General features: G+C 68.3%; 13 protein-coding genes and 1 tRNA gene. 5 read left to right on the top strand and 9 right to left on the bottom strand.

Features of this window, described 5'->3' with window-relative positions; all coding sequences use genetic code 11:
- The first annotated feature begins 25 nt into the window (after positions 1-25).
- Complete coding sequence (locus tag QM708_RS15525) at positions 26-1,444, top strand: PLP-dependent aminotransferase family protein (protein ID WP_415110586.1); 1,419 nt, start codon at positions 26-28, stop codon at positions 1,442-1,444.
- On the opposite strand, the gene QM708_RS15520 is transcribed toward QM708_RS15525, so the two are convergent.
- From QM708_RS15520 to mtnA, 6 genes are all read right to left on the bottom strand, one after another.
- Positions 1,434-1,892, bottom strand: a complete 459-nt coding sequence (locus QM708_RS15520) for a cupin domain-containing protein (RefSeq protein WP_415110583.1) — start codon at positions 1,890-1,892, stop codon at positions 1,434-1,436. The genes QM708_RS15525 and QM708_RS15520 overlap by 11 nt on opposite strands.
- On the bottom strand, positions 1,892-2,806 hold the full coding sequence (locus QM708_RS15515; protein ID WP_415110580.1) for an ABC transporter permease: 915 nt from the start codon (positions 2,804-2,806) through the stop codon (positions 1,892-1,894). Before QM708_RS15515 ends, QM708_RS15520 begins: the two co-directional genes overlap by 1 nt.
- On the bottom strand, positions 2,803-4,008 hold the full coding sequence (locus QM708_RS15510) for an ABC transporter permease (RefSeq protein ID WP_415110577.1): 1,206 nt from the start codon (positions 4,006-4,008) through the stop codon (positions 2,803-2,805). Before QM708_RS15510 ends, QM708_RS15515 begins: the two co-directional genes overlap by 4 nt.
- The gene (locus QM708_RS15505; protein WP_415110574.1) at positions 4,005-5,561 is read right to left on the bottom strand and encodes an ABC transporter ATP-binding protein; all 1,557 of its coding nucleotides are present in this window, start codon (positions 5,559-5,561) and stop codon (positions 4,005-4,007) included. The genes QM708_RS15510 and QM708_RS15505 overlap by 4 nt, the downstream gene beginning before the upstream one ends.
- A 127-nt stretch (positions 5,562-5,688) precedes the next feature.
- Entirely contained in the window at positions 5,689-6,753 is a 1,065-nt protein-coding gene (locus QM708_RS15500; protein WP_415110571.1) for a BMP family ABC transporter substrate-binding protein, read from the bottom strand.
- A gap of 23 nt (positions 6,754-6,776) precedes the next feature.
- Positions 6,777-7,820: an S-methyl-5-thioribose-1-phosphate isomerase gene (gene mtnA, locus QM708_RS15495; RefSeq protein WP_415110568.1), complete on the bottom strand. Its 1,044-nt coding sequence runs from the start codon at positions 7,818-7,820 to the stop codon at positions 6,777-6,779.
- 542 nt (positions 7,821-8,362) lie between these two features.
- On the opposite strand from mtnA, the gene QM708_RS15490 reads away from it, so the two are divergent.
- The 4 genes from QM708_RS15490 (at position 8,363) to QM708_RS15475 (ending at position 12,252) form a co-directional block, all read left to right on the top strand.
- Positions 8,363-8,755 (top strand): SDR family oxidoreductase, encoded by a 393-nt coding sequence (locus QM708_RS15490; protein ID WP_415110565.1) that lies wholly within the window; start codon positions 8,363-8,365, stop codon positions 8,753-8,755.
- A 352-nt stretch (positions 8,756-9,107) separates the two neighbouring features.
- Positions 9,108-9,458, top strand: coding sequence for a VOC family protein (locus QM708_RS15485; protein ID WP_415110563.1), 351 nt, complete (start codon positions 9,108-9,110; stop codon positions 9,456-9,458).
- 23 nt (positions 9,459-9,481) lie between these two features.
- Positions 9,482-10,309, top strand: coding sequence for a hypothetical protein (locus tag QM708_RS15480; protein WP_415110560.1), 828 nt, complete (start codon positions 9,482-9,484; stop codon positions 10,307-10,309).
- 266 nt (positions 10,310-10,575) lie between these two features.
- The gene (locus tag QM708_RS15475) at positions 10,576-12,252 is read left to right on the top strand and encodes a tetratricopeptide repeat protein (protein WP_415111479.1); all 1,677 of its coding nucleotides are present in this window, start codon (positions 10,576-10,578) and stop codon (positions 12,250-12,252) included.
- A 99-nt stretch (positions 12,253-12,351) separates the two neighbouring features.
- On the opposite strand, the gene QM708_RS15470 is transcribed toward QM708_RS15475, so the two are convergent.
- From QM708_RS15470 to aceE, 3 genes are all read right to left on the bottom strand, one after another.
- Positions 12,352-12,425: transfer RNA gene (locus QM708_RS15470), tRNA-Val, on the bottom strand.
- A 37-nt stretch (positions 12,426-12,462) separates the two neighbouring features.
- A complete protein-coding gene (locus QM708_RS15465; RefSeq protein WP_415111476.1) occupies positions 12,463-12,840 on the bottom strand; it encodes a DUF3052 domain-containing protein in 378 nt (125 codons plus the stop codon).
- Between the two features lie 179 nt (positions 12,841-13,019).
- Positions 13,020-15,782: a pyruvate dehydrogenase (acetyl-transferring), homodimeric type gene (gene aceE, locus QM708_RS15460; protein ID WP_415110557.1), complete on the bottom strand. Its 2,763-nt coding sequence runs from the start codon at positions 15,780-15,782 to the stop codon at positions 13,020-13,022.
- Positions 15,783-15,846 lie beyond the last annotated feature (64 nt).

Here is a 15,846-nt window from a genome sequence, read left to right as displayed (position 1 = left end):
ATGAGTAGCGGTATCATCTATCGACATGAATAACAGTAGCAGTGATCGGATCGTGACCGCGCTCCGCGACTGGATCGCGAGCGCGCCCGCGGGCGCGCAGCTACCGTCGACCCGGTCGCTGGTCGCCGAGCACGGCGCCAGCCCGGTCACCGTGCAGAAGGCGCTGCGCACGCTGATCGGTCAAGGCGTGGTGGAGTCCCGCCCCGGCGTGGGCACCTTCGTGTGCGCACCGCGCACGGCCCGTCCGCACGACTACGGCTGGCAGACGTCCGCGCTCGGCGCGCCACGACACCGGCTGCCGCACATCTCGCCGGCGATGCGCACCGCGCCCCAGGACGCGATCGCGCTGCATTCCGGCTACCCCGACAAGGAGTTGCTGCCCGAACGACTGGTCCGGACGGCGCTGGCCCGCGCCTCCCGCGGGGACGCCGCACTGAGCCGGTCGCCCGCGGCCGGGCTTCCCGAACTCCGGTCCTGGTTCGCCGCCGAACTCGGCGCGGCGGCGCCGGCCGGGGTGAGTTCGCCGGCCGCCAGCGACGTCATCGTTCTGCCCGGCAGCCAAAGCGGGCTGAGCAGCCTGTTCCGCACCCTCGTCGGTCCGGGAAATCCCGTTCTCATCGAGTCGCCGAGCTATTGGGGCGCGATCCTGGCCGCCGCGCAGGTCGGCGTCCGGCTCGTGCCCGTGCCGTCGGGACCGCACGGCCCCGATCCCGGCGATGTCGACCGCGCCTTCGCTCGCACCGGCGCGCGAGCGTTCTACGCCCAGCCGAGCTTCACCAACCCCACCGGCGCGCTCTGGCCGGCGGCGGTGGCCGAGCGGGTGCTCGCGGCCGTCCGTCGTCATGGTGCATTCCTGATCGAGGACGACTGGGCGCACGACTTCGGTATCGATGCGGACGCCGCTCCGCTCGCCGCGCGCGACGACAGCGGTCATGTGGTCTACCTCCGCTCGCTCACCAAGAGCGTGTCGCCCTCGATCCGGGTGGCGGGACTGATCGCGCGCGGCCCGGCCCGCGATCGCATCCTCGCCGATACCCAGGCCGAAGCGATGTACGTCAGCGGTCTGCTTCAGGCGGCCGCCCTCGATGTCGTCACGCATCCGGCCTGGCGGACCCATCTGCGTGCGCTCCGCGGCCAGCTCGCCTCCCGCCGCGATCTTCTCGCCGCCGCGATCGCAGAACATGCGCCCGCCGCGCACCTGGACGCGGTCCCGCGCGGTGGCCTCAACCTGTGGCTCCGGCTGCCCGATCACACCGATCTGCCCCGGCTCACCCGCGACTGCGAGGCCGAAGGCGTCATCATCGCCGCCGGCGACGACTGGTTCCCCGCCGAGCCCACCGGCCGGTATCTCCGCCTCAACTACTCCGGTCCCAACCCGGGGGCCTTCCCCGAGGCGGCGCGCATCATCGGGTCGGCGCTCAGCGGGTCGGCGCTCAGCGGGTGAGTTCGGCGATGCGGCCCGCGGCGTCCGGGTAGCGCTGCCGCAGCGCGTCCCGCTCACCGAGCACGAAGCCCTCCCACTCGAACGGGGGCGCCATCGTGGTGCCGACGAGGCACCACTCCCCGACCGGCGCGGAGCCGTGCATCACCCCGGCCGGCACCACGCACTGCGGCAGCTCACCGGCGTCCAGGTTCGGCCCGAGCAACGCCTCCTCGCTCCGGCCGTCGGGATGAAGCAGCAGCAACCGCAGCGCCGATCCGGCGTACCAGTGATAGACCTCGACCGACGACAAGGCGTGCAGCGCGGAGAAGTCGGGCTGCGCCAGCAGGTAGTAGATCGCGCTGGAATGCTCATCGATGTGCATCCGGCGGAACAGCCCGCCCTCGTACTCGAGAGGTGCGAGCCCGAGCCGCTCCGCCCAGCGCGCGGCCTCGGCCGGAAGCCCCGCCATCACGCCACCTGCGCGACGCGTGTCTGCCGGAAGCGGCGGCTCAGCAGAATCAGCACCAGCAGGGTGATCACGTAGGGTCCGGCGTCGGTCAGTTGCTGCGGCAGGCCGAAGGACTGCAACCGGAAGCCGAGGGCGTCCGCGAAGCCGAACAGCAGCGCGGCGCCGAGCACGCCGACCGGATGGGCCCGGGCGAGCATGACCGCGACGACGGCGATCCAGCCGCGCCCCGAGGACATGTTCTCGGTGAACTGCACCACATTGCCGAGCGCCAGTTGCGCACCACCGAGGCCCGAGAGCGCGCCCGAGGCGACGATCGCCCACAGCTGGTAGCGCCGCGGGCTCACCCCCAGCGTGGCAGCGGCCAGCGGACGTTCACCGACGCCGCGCAGCCGCAGGCCGAGCGGCGTCCGGAACAGCACCACCCAGGCGAGGGGCACCAGCAGCAGCGCGAGGTAGCCGAGCGGGGTGAGCGCGAACAGCCGGCCCAGCCACGGAATGTCGGCGAGCACCGGGATGCGCCAGACCGGAATGCCGGCGATCCTCGGGTCGGAGAACACACCTTGGACGCCGAAGATCGCCACCAGCAGGAAGCTGGTCGTCCCGATGGCAAGGATGTTCATCGCGATGGCGAGCACGATCGGGTCGCCGCCCCGGTACACCGCGCCCGCCGCCAGGATCAGCGAGAACACCGCACCCGCGGCCATTCCGGCCAACGCCCCGGCGATCCAGTTGCTGGTGAAGTAGGACGCCGCGACGGCGGAGAACGCCCCGACCAGGATCATTCCTTCCAGGCCGATGTTGAAGACGCCGACGCGCTCGCAGAGCATGCCGCCGAGCGCCGCGAGCAGGATCGGGATCAGCGCGCGCAGGATGGAGGAGATCATGTCCTGGTCGATCAGCGTGAGGATGTTCATCGCTCCCCCTCCTTCTCGGCGCCGGGTTGGGCGGACGGTTGCAGGACCGGTGCATCCGGTGGGCCGGCGTCCGCTCGCCGCTTGCGCGCCCGGATCGGCAATGCCACCCGGTAGGCCAGCAGGATGATGACGACCGCCTGGATCACGCCCGCGATCTGCGGGGACAGCCCGAGTTCGCGGCCCATCGCATCGCTGCCGACCATGATGGCCCCGAAGAACAGCCCGGCGATCGCGGTACCGATCGGGCGATACACGGCCAGCAAGGTGACCAGCAGCGCCGTCCAGGCATAGTTGGTGCCGACGAAATACCCCTCGATCAGGCGGGTGTTCGGCGCACCGACGATGAGCAGGGTGCCGAACAGTCCCGCCAGTCCGCCGGACAGCAGCATGGTGCGCGTGACCAGCGGCCCGGGCTTGACGCCGCCGTAACGGACGAACTCGGGATTCAGGCCCGAGAGCCCCGACTCGAAGCCGTACTTGGTGCGGCGGTTCATGAACATCACCGCGGCGATCACGAGGATGAGGACGACCAGCGACCAGTTCACACCGGTCAATACGGCGGTGATCGGATGCTGCGCGCCGAGGCTGTCGCGCAGCGAGGCGGCCACCCCGGAGTTGCGCGGCACCAGCACGCCCAGTTGCGCCTCGGGCCGGATCTGCTCGCTCGCGACCAGGTCGGAGGTCGGCTCATCGAGCCGGAACCGGATGAACCACGAGGAGAAGTAGCGGGCCGGATAGTTCAGCAGCAGCGTCGACAGCAGGATCGGGACGCCCAACAGGTTCTGCAGCAGGGCGGCCAGCAAGCCCCACAGCGCGCCCACCACCACACCGATGAGGACGCCGCACAGCAGCGCGAGCGGTCCGGGCAGGGGTGCGTAGATGGCGACGATGCCGCCGGCGAGCGCACCCAGTCCGGCCTGGCCTTCGGTGCCGAGGTTGAGGACGCCGGCCCGGAACGCGATCGCGATGGCGAGGCCGATGCCGATGATCGGGATGGCCCGGACCAGGGTGTTGGCGAATCCCGGGCCGGAGCCGAAGGATCCGCGCAGCATCGCCGCATAGCCGCTGAGCGGATCGACGCCTGCGATGAGCATGAAGCCGGCGCCGATGAACAGAGCGAGGACGACCGAGACGACGATGGGACCGGCGATGAAACGGCCGGCGGCGCCCAGCGCCGACCCGGCGCGTGAGGAGTCAGTCATGAGGTGGCCTCCAAGGCAGCGAAGGTTCCGGGCCGGTGCCGTGCTTCGGGTTCGTGCCCGGCCATGTAGAGGCCGAGCAGGGCTTCGCTCGCGTCGGCGCGCGGCACCTCGGCGACGATGCGGCCCTCGAACATGACCAGGATGCGCGCCGACAGCGACAGGATCTCGCTGAGTTCGGCCGAGATGAGCAGCAGAGCGCCGCCGCCGTCCCGGTAGGCGCACAGTTCGCGGTGGATCGACTCGATGGCGCCGATGTCGACACCGCGGGTGGGCTGCTCGGCGATCAGCACCGGTGAGCCGTAGTCGAGTTCGCGGGCGACGACGACCTTCTGCAGGTTGCCGCCCGACAGCGTGCCGACGGGTGTCTGCGGGCCGGCGATCTTCACCCCGAAGCGGGCGATGAGCCGCTTGGCGTGATCGAGCATCGCGCCGCGCGACAGCAGTCCCCGCACCAGGATGGGTGCGCTGCGGTGGTGGCCGAGCGCGAGATTGTCGATCGCGTCGGCGGCGCCCGCCGAACCGACCGAATGCCGGTCTTCGGGAACGTAGGCGATCCCGCCGTCGCGGCGCTGCGCGATCGAGGCGCGGCTGAGATCGACCCCGCGCACCGCCACCGTGCCCGCGCTGACCTTGCGCATCCCGATGACGGCTTCGGCGAGTTCGACCTGCCCGTTACCGGCCACGCCCGCGATCCCGACGATCTCGCCTTCCCGGACGAACAGGCTGGCATCCTCGACCGTTGGGCGTCCGCCGCTGCCGGCTACCGTCAGCCCGCGCACGTCGAACGCCGTCCCACCCGGGGCCCGCGCCGGTGGTGGTGTCGACAGGTCCACGTCGCGTCCGGTCATGTGCCGGGTGATCTCGGCCGGGCTGCTCTCGGCTGTGACGAGTTCGGCGACCTTGCGGCCGTCCCGCAGCACCGTGACACGGTCGGAGATCGCCATCACCTCGTTCAGCTTGTGGGTGATCAGGATGATCGTGCGGCCGTCCGCCTTCAGCGCGCGGAGCACCTCGAACAGTCGCTCGGTCTCTTGCGGGGTCAGCACCGCGGTGGGCTCATCGAGGATGAGTACGGACGCCTCGCGGTAGAGCGCCTTGACGATTTCGACGCGCTGCAGGACGCCGACCGGCACGCTGTCGACGCGCGCGGCCGGGTCGATCTGTAGGCCGTATTGTCCGGCAATCGCGGCGACCCGCGCGTTGGCCGCCTTGCGGTCGATGAGGCCCCGCTTGGTCGGTTCGCTGCGGAACACCACGTTCTCGGCGACGGTCAGCGAGGGGAAGAGTTTGAAGGACTGGAACACCATGCCGATGCCGGCATCGATCGCGTCCAGAGGTGAGGAGAAGCTGCGCCGCTCACCCCGGATCCAGATCTCGCCCTCGTCGGGTTGGTGCACGCCGGCGAGGATCGACATCAGGATCGACTTGCCTGCGCCGTTCTCGCCCATCAGGGCGTGCACCTCGCCGTGCTCGACGGTGAAATCGACGTTGTCGTCGGCGAGGACGCCCGGGAAGCGCTTGGTGATCCCGCGCATCTCGATCTCAGCGACCATGGTGCTCCTTGATATCTGGCGCCGGCGACCAGTCGCGACTGCTCTGGTCTGCCGGGCTCGGGCTGTCAGGGGGTGAAAAGGCGAAAGCGGCCCAGGTCATCCACCTGGGCCGCTTCCTGACCACGACTCAGGCGGTCGGTTCGGTGACGGTGACCTTGCCGCTGACGATGTCGTCGCGGACCTGCTTCACCTTGTCAAGCACCTCTTTATGCTCCATGACCACGCACTTGGAATCGGCGGCGCCGTCGGTGAGGCTGACGATGTTCATGCCCTGTTCCTTCAGGCCGAAGGACTTGGTCGCCTCGTTCACGCTCTTGTTAGCCACGATCTCATTGACGAGGGTCTCCACGACCTTGTCGACCGCCTTGACGGTGCCGTCCATCACCGAACCCGGCGCCATCGGGCACTGGTTGGCGTCCACCCCGTAGGCGAAGAAGCCCTTCTCGGACGCGGCCTCCATGATGCCGCCATTCGAGGCCGCACCCACCGCGAAGACGTGGTCGACGCCGGTCGCTGCGAAGGCGAGCGCCTGCTCCTTGCCGCGGGCCGGGTCGGCGAACGGATTGTCGCCACCGATCACCTGCGGGCCCTCGATGGCGATGCCCGCGTTCACGCTCTTCGCGCCCTCGGCGAAGCCCTCGGAGTACTTCGCGAGCAGCGGGATGTCGAGCGAGACGACCGAGCCCGCCTTGTTGGCCTTGGTGAGCAGGCCCGCCTCGACACCGAGCAGGTAGGACGGCTCCTGCTCGCGGAAGGTGGCCTGGTAGAGGTTGTCGGACGCCCCTTCGACGAAGGTGTCGATGAGCACGAACTTCTGCTGCGGGTTCTGCGCCGCGGCATCCTTGGCGACGTCGCCGAACTGGAATCCCAGCATCACGATCACCGCGGGCGCCTCGTCGATGGCGGCCTGCAGGTTGGAGCTGCGCGTCGCGTCGTCCTTCGACTCGAAGGTCTTCGAGGTGCCGCCCAACTGCTTGGCGACGTTCTCGATGCCGGTCTTGCCCGACTTGAGGAATTCGTTCTGGCCGATCGGATCGCTGGTGATGTAGATGAACGCCGGACCGCCGGTCTTGGGTGACGCGCTGCTTCCGCCGTTCGTGGCGGGGGCGCCCGAGCAGGCGGTGAGAAGGAGCGCGGTCGACATCGCGCCTGCGACGACTGCCGCGCGGACGCGGCGCTTCGTGACGAACATGGTGGGTTCCTTTCGGCGTGGGTTCAACCGCGCAACTCGCCCAGCGGGGTGTCCCGCAAGGTCTGGCCTGCTTGGAGCAGGATCACCCGGCGTTCGGTGACGATCGCCGTGATGAGTTCGTGAGGGGTGACATCGAAGGCCGGGTTGACCGCCTCGGTGCCCTCGGGTGCGGTGCGCGTGCCACCGAAACCCGTGACTTCGGCCGATCCGCGATCCTCGATCTCGATGTCCGCGCCGCCGGCGGTGGACATGTCGATGGTCGATTCGGGCGCGACCACGATGAAGGGGACGCCGGCGTGCCGGGCGGCCAGCGCGAGGGAGAAGGAGCCGATCTTGTTGGCCGAATCGCCGTTGGCCGCGATCCGGTCGGCACCGATGAACACCGCGTCCGCGATGCCCCGCGACAGCAAGAACGGACCCGCGGAGTCGGCAACCAGGCGGAACGGTGCGCCCATCCGCTGCAACTCCCACGCGGTGAGGCGGGCGCCTTGCAGGAGCGGCCGGGTCTCCAGCGGGAAGGCTTCTTCGAGGGATCCCTGCTCGAACAGGGTCTGGATGACGCCCAGCGCGGTGCCGCGCTCGACGGTGGCCAGGCCGCCGGTGTTGCAGATCGTCATGACGCGTACCGGATCCTTGCCGGTGAGCTCTTTGGTGAGTTCGGCACCGATCAGCCCCATCGAGACGCAGGCGGCGATGTCCTCGTCGCGGATGGTGAGGGCCTCGGCGAGCACCGCGTCGGCGCCCTCGTTCAGCGCCGTCAGGGCCCGGTCGACACCCCAGGACAGGTTGACCGCGGTCGGTCGGGCCTCGCGCAGAAGTGTCGCCTGCCTGCGCACCTCGTCGAGGTCGCCGACGCCGTCGCCGGCCGCGCGCTGGGCGTCCGCTGCGATGAGAGCAACCCCGAGCGCACCGGCCACCCCGAGCGCGGGCGCACCCCGCACGGCGAGACGCTGGATGTCGTTGATCAGATCAGGCAGTTGGGTGACCCGGCGCATCTCAAGCCGGTGCGGAAGCAGCGTCTGGTCAACAAGTTCGATGGCGCCATCGACCCAATCGATCGTTCGCATGCAGCCTCCCCACCGCGATGACCGTGCCGGCGCGCTCGCGCCGACGTCAGCAGACTACTGGAGAGAATATGAGCGGCAGGTTACGAGACGGTCCCACCTTCCGCGGCTCGTCAGGCCGCCCCACGTTGGCCCGGCACCGCGCGAATCACGACGTTCACCTCGAGAACGCACCTCCCGCTCATGATGCTGAGGACGCCCTCTGTGCCCGGCGGCCGGCCTCGCGCGCCACGTCGAACCCGCTTCACGACCGTCGCAGTCGGCGCCGGCAACCGTGACTGCCCCAGCAAGCGGCTCTCGAACCGCAAGGACCAACTAATTGTCGTTTTCAGACGAGTCCTCGGGGCGCTGAGCCCTTAGGGCCAAGATGTTGTCTTTATGAAGACCTCCACCCCCTCCCATAAAGACCACATCTTGGCCCTTACGTGAGATCGAGTCGGCGAGGCGCCTGAAAACGACATTATCCCAGCCCTTACAGGCTGGGATGCTCACGTGGCCATCAGCGTGGGTGACGAACAGATCGCCAGACCCGAAGATGCCGCAAGTTGTTGCTGGTCAACAACGTGGGCGGCGGAGCATGTCTGAGCCTGGCACCGTTCGCCCACCTCGACGACGCAGCTTGGGAGGACGCCTGGGCGACCAATCTCATGTCGGCGGTCCGGACGACCCGGGCAGCGCTGCCGCTGCTCGCGATCAACGGGGGCGCGATCGTCAACGTGTCATCGATCGGAGCGCGCAAGCCCGACGGTCCGCCTCTGGCCTACAACGTCGCCGAGGCCGTCGTCGCGGGAGCGCCCGCCCATGTCGGCATGCTCACCGGACGCCTCTCCGAGCCCGGCGAGGTCGCCGACCTGATCTGCTTCCTGCTCTCGGATCGCGCCGCAAACATCACCGGCGCCAACTACTTCATCGACGGCGGCGCCACACGTTCTGCCTGACCACGATGAAGGGACCTCCGCGTAAGAGAAGAATCGGGTTGGTAGTCGGACCCAATTCTTCTCATATCCGTGACGCGTCAGCCAGGTCCGAAGTAGGACACGAGTTCGGTGCCAATGCGGTGCAGTTCGGTTCGCAGTTCCGCAGGCGAGATGACCGCGATTCGCCCGCCCCAGCCGGCGAGTTGCTCCGCACAGTCCAGACTGGGCGCAACGGCGCTCACCCCGAAAGGCGGACGCCGCACACCGCGCCTGACATGGCACGGCGGAAGCTGAGGGACTCGACGTGGCGAGGCTCACGCCTCGCGAAGCACTTGCCGGTTGCCAGTCCAAGAACGTCGATAGACTCCGTGGCATGTCCACCGATGCGCAGATCTTTGCGGGACTTCCCGTCCGTGACCTTGCCGCGGCGCTCACCTGGTATGCGGTGTTCTTCGGTCGCCCGGCCGACGAGATCGTCGGGGATGAGGCGATGTGGCAGGTCAGCGCGAGCACGTGGCTGTTCATCGTGACCGATGACGAACGTGCCGGTGGTGGCCTGGTCACCCTGGGCCTGGACAGCATCGAACCGTACCTGCTCCGCTGGCGCGAGGCGGGACTCGAGCACGAGCCCGTCGAGACCTACGACAACGACGTACGACACGTCACGATCATCGACCCAAACGGAAACAGTCTGTCGCTGGCGGAAGCCCCGCCCCAGGCCTGAACACATCAGCAGGAGGTTCCTTCGTGGCCGTGATCAAGGTGGCCTACACGGCGCTCGCCGCGGGCAACTTCGTGCTTCAACTCGTCGGTGGCGCGGGACTTCCCGCTTTCGTAGGCACCGGTGTGCAGTTGTGGGACCGCCTCGCCGCACTGACCAAACCCGGCCGGCACCAGGCGACGCTGCAACGGGCGATCGAGGGCCGTCTCGCGCATCGCGAGTACGCCGCTGCGGACCAAGGCGATGTGTCGTCGGCCGATCAGGCCGTGGCCCGGGTTCTCCAAACAGCACCTGCTGGCGAGCAGCGTCGCGCGGCGATCCGAAACCAGGACCATCTACACGCGTTGCTGGCAGACATCGCGAGCCGCGAGCGGGCCTTGCTCCAGAACGAGCCAGCGCAGGCGGTGTTCGATGTCATCCTGAACGCGACGGTGGCTCACCTCGTGACGATGGCGGCGGAATCGGACGACTTCGCCAAGCTGGCTGCCTCGGTCCAGTTGGACGACCTGGCGAACCTGGCCGAGCAAGTCCGGAATGTGCAAGCGCGGTTGGAGCAGATCCCAGCCGAGACGGTGCAACTGCTGGCCGGTCCTGTGCTGGCCTTGAACAGGCCAGTGACCCCCACGGGGCGTGCAATTGAGCCATCGCGGTTGCTGCGACCGTCCTCGGGGCGTTCCCGTTCGTGGATCGTGGCGGCCTGCTTGAGAACCTCGTGGCGTGGGCCGACGCTCCGGACGCCTTCGATATCCGAATCATCGGTGGAAGCGGCGGCAGCGGCAAGAGCAGGCTCGCGGTCGAGTTGTGCCGCCAGCTGCTGGATACGCCGCACGGGTACTCACACGCTGGCTTCCTGAATTCCGACGCAGCCCTCCCTGCGCTGGCGAGTTCGCCGAGCGGACGGCTGGTGGTGCTCGACTACGCAGAAACCCGTGTGACAGACATCGAGGAGGTAGTGAAGCATCTCGTCGATGCCGGAACGTCCGTGGCGCCCGTGCGGGTGTTGTTGTTGGTACGCAACCCGGCTCGCAGCATCACCGGTGCGGAACCGACACGAGATGATCCCGAGCCGTGGCGTGGAGCCGTCCGGCCCCGCGACGAACGGGCGGCGGGACTCATCGACATGGCCGAGTGCGTACTGCTGAACGACGATCCCCTCAGCCTCGATGAGCGCCAGCAACTGTTCGATGATGCAGTCGCGACACTCCCCGCCTATCTCGGCCTCCGGCCGGCTGTTGATCCCTCGGCTGGCGCCCTCGTCTTGGAGAGCCCGGCCTATGCGCAGCCGTTGAACATCGCTATGGCTGCCTACTTGTCCGCGGTCGGACAACCCACCTTGGCCACGAGTCCTCAGGAGTTGTTCGAGGGCGTCTTGGAACACGAGGCCAACTACTGGGAGCGGACGGCGAAACTGTCAACGATCAATCTCGATTTGGACGCACCCGACCTAGAGCCACTTGTAGCACTGGCGACCCTGACCGACGCTGACGAGCCAGAAGCGATAACGCTACTCGACGGTGTGGATTACTTGAACGCATTGCAGCGTCGAAAGGCAGACCGTTGGCTGTGCCAGGTGTACCCCTCCGAGGAGGGCCGGTGGGGCCACCTGCTTCCTGACCGGCTGGGCGAGTACGTGGTGGCCAAACAGCTCACGTCGCTGCCGGATCTGGTCGGGGCTGTGATCTCACCGGAGCGGACGCCACAGATGCTGGTGCGCCCGCTGCGCGTCCTCAGCCGCGCCTGTGTCGATCACGAGGACCTGGCCCAGGTGGTCCAGAGTCTGCTTGAGGAGGTGCTATTGCCGCTCAGTGCGCAATGCCGATACCTAGCGGACTCCGAGTCTGAATCCTCGGCCGCGTTACCTTTCATTGAGGCTCTGGCCAGGCTGGTCGAAGCAATCGGGGTCTCGTGCCAGCCTGAGTTGCTCGTCAAAGTGTCCCGCGGGTTCGGTTTGGGGAACCGGGTGCTGTTGCCCCTCTGCCTAGTGGTCGACCGCGCCGCCGTCGACGCCACCAAGGAGAGAACGAACCCAGCACTCAGAGCGGAAGCCGTGCACAACTACGCCATCTCGTTGGCTGACGTCGGCCGACGCGACGAAGCACTCGCCCCCGCAAAGGAAGCCCTCGATTTGCGCCGGCTGCTGGCCGAGGCGAACCCCGCCGCCTACCTCCCCGACCTCGCCGGGTCGTTGCACAACTACGCCATCCGGCTGGCTGACGTCGGCCGACGCGACGAAGCACTCGCCCCCGCAAAGGAAGCCCTCGATTTGCGCCGGCTGCTGGCCGAGGCGAACCCCGCCGCCTACCTCCCCCGCCTCGCCGGGTCGTTGAACAACTACGCCATCTCGTTGGCTGAGGTCGGCCGACGCGACGAAGCACTCGCCCCCGCAAAGGAAGCCCTCGACTTGCGCCGGCTGCTGGCCGAGGCGAACCCCGCCGCCTACCTCCCCGACCTCGCCATGTCGTTGAACAACTACGCCATCTCGTTGGCTGAGGTCGGCCGGCGCGACGAAGCACTCGCCCCCGCAAAGGAAGCCCTCGACTTGCGCCGGCTGCTGGCCGAGGCGAACCCCGCCGCCTACCTCCCCGACCTCGCCATGTCGTTGAACAACTACGCCATCCGGCTGGGTGAGGTCGGCCGGCGCGACGAAGCACTCGCCCCCGCAAAGGAAGCCCTCGACTTGCGCCGGCTGCTGGCCGAGGCGAACCCCGCCGCCTATGGCCGTCAATTGGAGAAAGCGCGGGAGACTCTTTCGTACATTCTGCGGGCCCTCGGACGGGATGACGATACGGAAGACTGAGCGTAGGGTGACCGTTCGCGCCTCTGCCCGAGGTCTTTCGCGACTTCCGTCAGCTGTCGGATCGCCGTGACGGCGTCCGGAAATGTGCTCTGACTACGGTGGGCGCAGAGGGGCTCGAACCCCCGACCCCCTCCTTGTAAGGGAGGTGCTCTGACCAACTGAGCTATGCGCCCCGGCGGACCATGGTAGCGGCCGGGCGGAGGGGATGTCTCAGCGGCGTCCGGCGCGCGGGCGGACGATCTTGAGCGCCTGCCAGTCGGCACACACGGGCACGGGGCTGGCGACCACGAGACCGGCGGTGACGGCGCCCTCGTTGATGTCGGCGGGGTCGACGTAACCGTCGCGTCCGACCTTGGGGGTCATCAGCCAGATGTGGCCGGTGCTGGACAGGTCGCGCAGCGAATCGACCAGGCCGTCACCGACGTCACCGTCGTCGGAACGCCACCACAGCAGCACCGCGTCCACGGCTTCGAGGGGGTCTTCGACCAGGTCGGCATCGATGACGTCCATGAGGGCTTCGCGGAAGTCCTCGTCGACGTCGGTGTCCCAGCCGAGTTCCTGCACCACGTGGCCGGGCTCCAAGCCCATGCCTGCCACGCTCGGCCCTGCGCCCCGCTTACCGGGCACCGGCGTGCTGCCCACTGTCGACACCTCCTGTGCTGTTTCGTCGCTCATCAGGCACAAGCGTGCCAGAAAGACGCCGAGGCGCGCGAGAATCCACGTGACATTCGTGGTCTCGCGCGCCCCGGCGTTCAGACATCCGTGGCTCAGTCGTCGCCCCCGGCGCTGCCCGAGGCACCGGCGGCGACGTCCAGCAGGCGGTACTTCTCGGCCGCCTGGCGGGGCCAGGTCGGGTCGATCTCGCCGCGTCCGGCCAGCATCTGCAGCGCACGCACCACCATCGACGGGCCGTCGATGTGGAAGAACCGGCGCGCGGCCGCGCGGGTGTCGGAGAAGCCGAAGCCGTCCGCACCGAGCGAGGCGAAGTCTCCGGGCACCCACTGGGCGATCTGGTCGGGCACCTGGCGCATGTAGTCCGAGGTGGCGATCACGGGCCCGGGGGCGTCCTTGAGCTTCTGCACGATCCACGGGTCGCCGTGATCCTGCTCGGGATGCAGGAACTTGGCCTCGTCGTTGGCCAGGGCGTCGCGGCGCAGCTCGGTCCACGAGGTGACCGACCACACGTCGGCGACCACGCCCCAGTCGTCGTGCAGCAGGCGCTGCGCTTCCAGCGCCCACGGGACGCCGACGCCGGAGGCCAGCAGCTGGACGCGGCGGGCGTCCGGGTTGACCCCTTCGTAGCTGCCGGAGGCGAGCAGGTACAGGCCCTTCTTGATGCCTTCGACGTCCACGTTCTCGGGCTGGCGGGGCTGCACGTAGGGCTCGTTGTAGACCGTCAGGTAGTAGATGACGTCCTCGGGGTTCGCGCCGTACATGCGCTCCAGGCCGTCCTGCATGATGTGGGCGATCTCGTAGCCGTAGGCCGGGTCGTACTGGACGACCGCCGGGTTGGTGGCCGCCAGGACCGGGCTGTGCCCGTCCATGTGCTGGGTGCCCTCACCGGTCAGCGTGGTACGGCCCGCGGTGGCGCCGATCATGAAGCCGCGGCACAGCTGGTCGGCGGCCGCCCAGATCGCGTCGGCCGTCCGCTGGAAACCGAACATCGAGTAGAAGATGTAGACCGGGATCATCGGAATGCCGTGCGTGGCGTACGACGAACCGACCGCGGTGAAGGACGCCACCGAGCCGGCCTCGTTGATGCCGGTGTGGATGATCTGGCCCTGCTTCGACTCGCGGTAGGACAGCATCAGGTCGTGGTCCACCGGCGTGTAGTTCTGGCCGTGCGGGCTGTAGATCTTGATGGTCGGGAACAGCGAGTCCATGCCGAAGGTGCGTGCCTCGTCGGGAATGATCGGCACCACGTGGGCGCCGAACTCCTTGTCGCGCAGCAGATCCTTCAGCAGGCGCACCCAGGCCATCGTGGTGGCGACCTGCTGGTTGCCCGAGCCCTTCTTGACCGAGGCGTAGGCCTTCTCGCCGGGCAGGTTCAGCGGCGCGGGATTGTTGCGGCGCGACGGGATGCCGCCACCGAGGTTGCGGCGGCGCTCCAGCGCGTAGGCGATCCGGTCGTCGGAGGCGTCCGGGCGGATGTACGGCGGCTGGTACGGGTTCGCTTCCAGCTGGGCGTCCGAGACCGGCATGTCGAGGCGATCGCGGAACTGCTTGAGATCATCCAGCGCCAGCTTCTTCATCTGGTGGGTCGCGTTGCGGCCGGCGAAGTGCTGGCCGAGGAAGTAACCCTTGATGGTGTGGGCCAGGATGACCGTCGGCGCGCCGGTGAACTTCATCGCCGCGTCATAGGCGGCGTGCACCTTGCGGTAGTCGTGGCCGCCGCGGGTGAGCTGCCAGATCTTGTCGGCATCCCAGTCCTCGACCATCTTCGCGGTGCGCGGGTCGCGCTGGAAGAAGTGGTCGCGCACGTAGGCGCCGTCGTTCGCGCGGAACGTCTGGTAGTCGCCATCCGGGGTGGAGTTCATCAGGTTGACCAGGGCGCCGTCCTTGTCGGCGGCCAGCAGCGGATCCCAGCCGCTGCCCCAGACGACCTTGATCACGTTCCAGCCGGCGCCGCGGAAGAACGACTCCAGCTCCTGCATGATCTTGCCGTTGCCACGCACCGGGCCGTCCAGGCGCTGCAGGTTGCAGTTGACCACGAAGGTGAGGTTGTCGAGCTCCTCGAAGGCGGCCAGCTGCAGCGCGCCGCGGCTTTCCACCTCGTCCATCTCGCCGTCGCCGAGGAAGGCCCACACGTGCTGCTGGCTGGTGTCCTTCAGGCCGCGGTTGTGCAGGTACTTGTTGTAGTGCGCCTGCCAGATCGCGTTGATCGGGCCCAGGCCCATCGACACGGTCGGGAACTCCCAGAAGTCCGGCATCTGGCGCGGGTGCGGGTAGCTCGGGATGCCGCGCAGCTGGCCGTCGACGGAATAGCTCTTCTCCTGGCGGAAGCCGTCGAGGTCGTTCTCGTCGAGGCGTCCCTCCAGGAAGGCGCGGGCGTACATGCCGGGGCTGGTGTGGCCCTGGTAGAAGATCTGGTCACCGCCGCCGGCGTGATCCTTGCCGCGGAAGAAGTGGTTGAAGCCCACCTCGTACAGCGTCGCCGAGGAGGCGTACGACGAGATGTGGCCGCCGACACCGATGCCGGGACGCTGCGCCCGGTGCACCATCACCGCGGCGTTCCAGCGCACTAGGCGGCGGAACTTGCGCTCGAGGTCGCGATCGCCGGGGTACCACGGCTCGTCCTCGGCAGGGATCGTGTTGACGTAGTCGGTGGCCGTCAGCGACGGGACGCCCAGGTGCCGCTCACGCGAACGCTCCAGCAGCTTGAGCATGATGTAGCGGGCCCGGTTGCGGCCTTGCTGGTCGATCATCCCGTCCAGCGAATCCAGCCACTCCGCTGTCTCCTCGGAATCGATGTCGGGCAGGTTCGTCGGGAGGCCGTTCAAAATGGGGCCTGCGGTGTCGCGAGGTGCCACGGAGTGTCCTTTCTCAAGACCGGGTGCTCGGCAGGCGCGAGGTACTGCGCGCCGGGGACTCACG

This window comes from Propioniciclava sp., from assembly GCF_047602245.1.
In the GTDB taxonomy this organism is placed as follows: Bacteria; Actinomycetota; Actinomycetes; order Propionibacteriales; family Propionibacteriaceae; genus Propioniciclava.
This window is presented reverse-complemented; position numbering and strand designations above follow the sequence as displayed.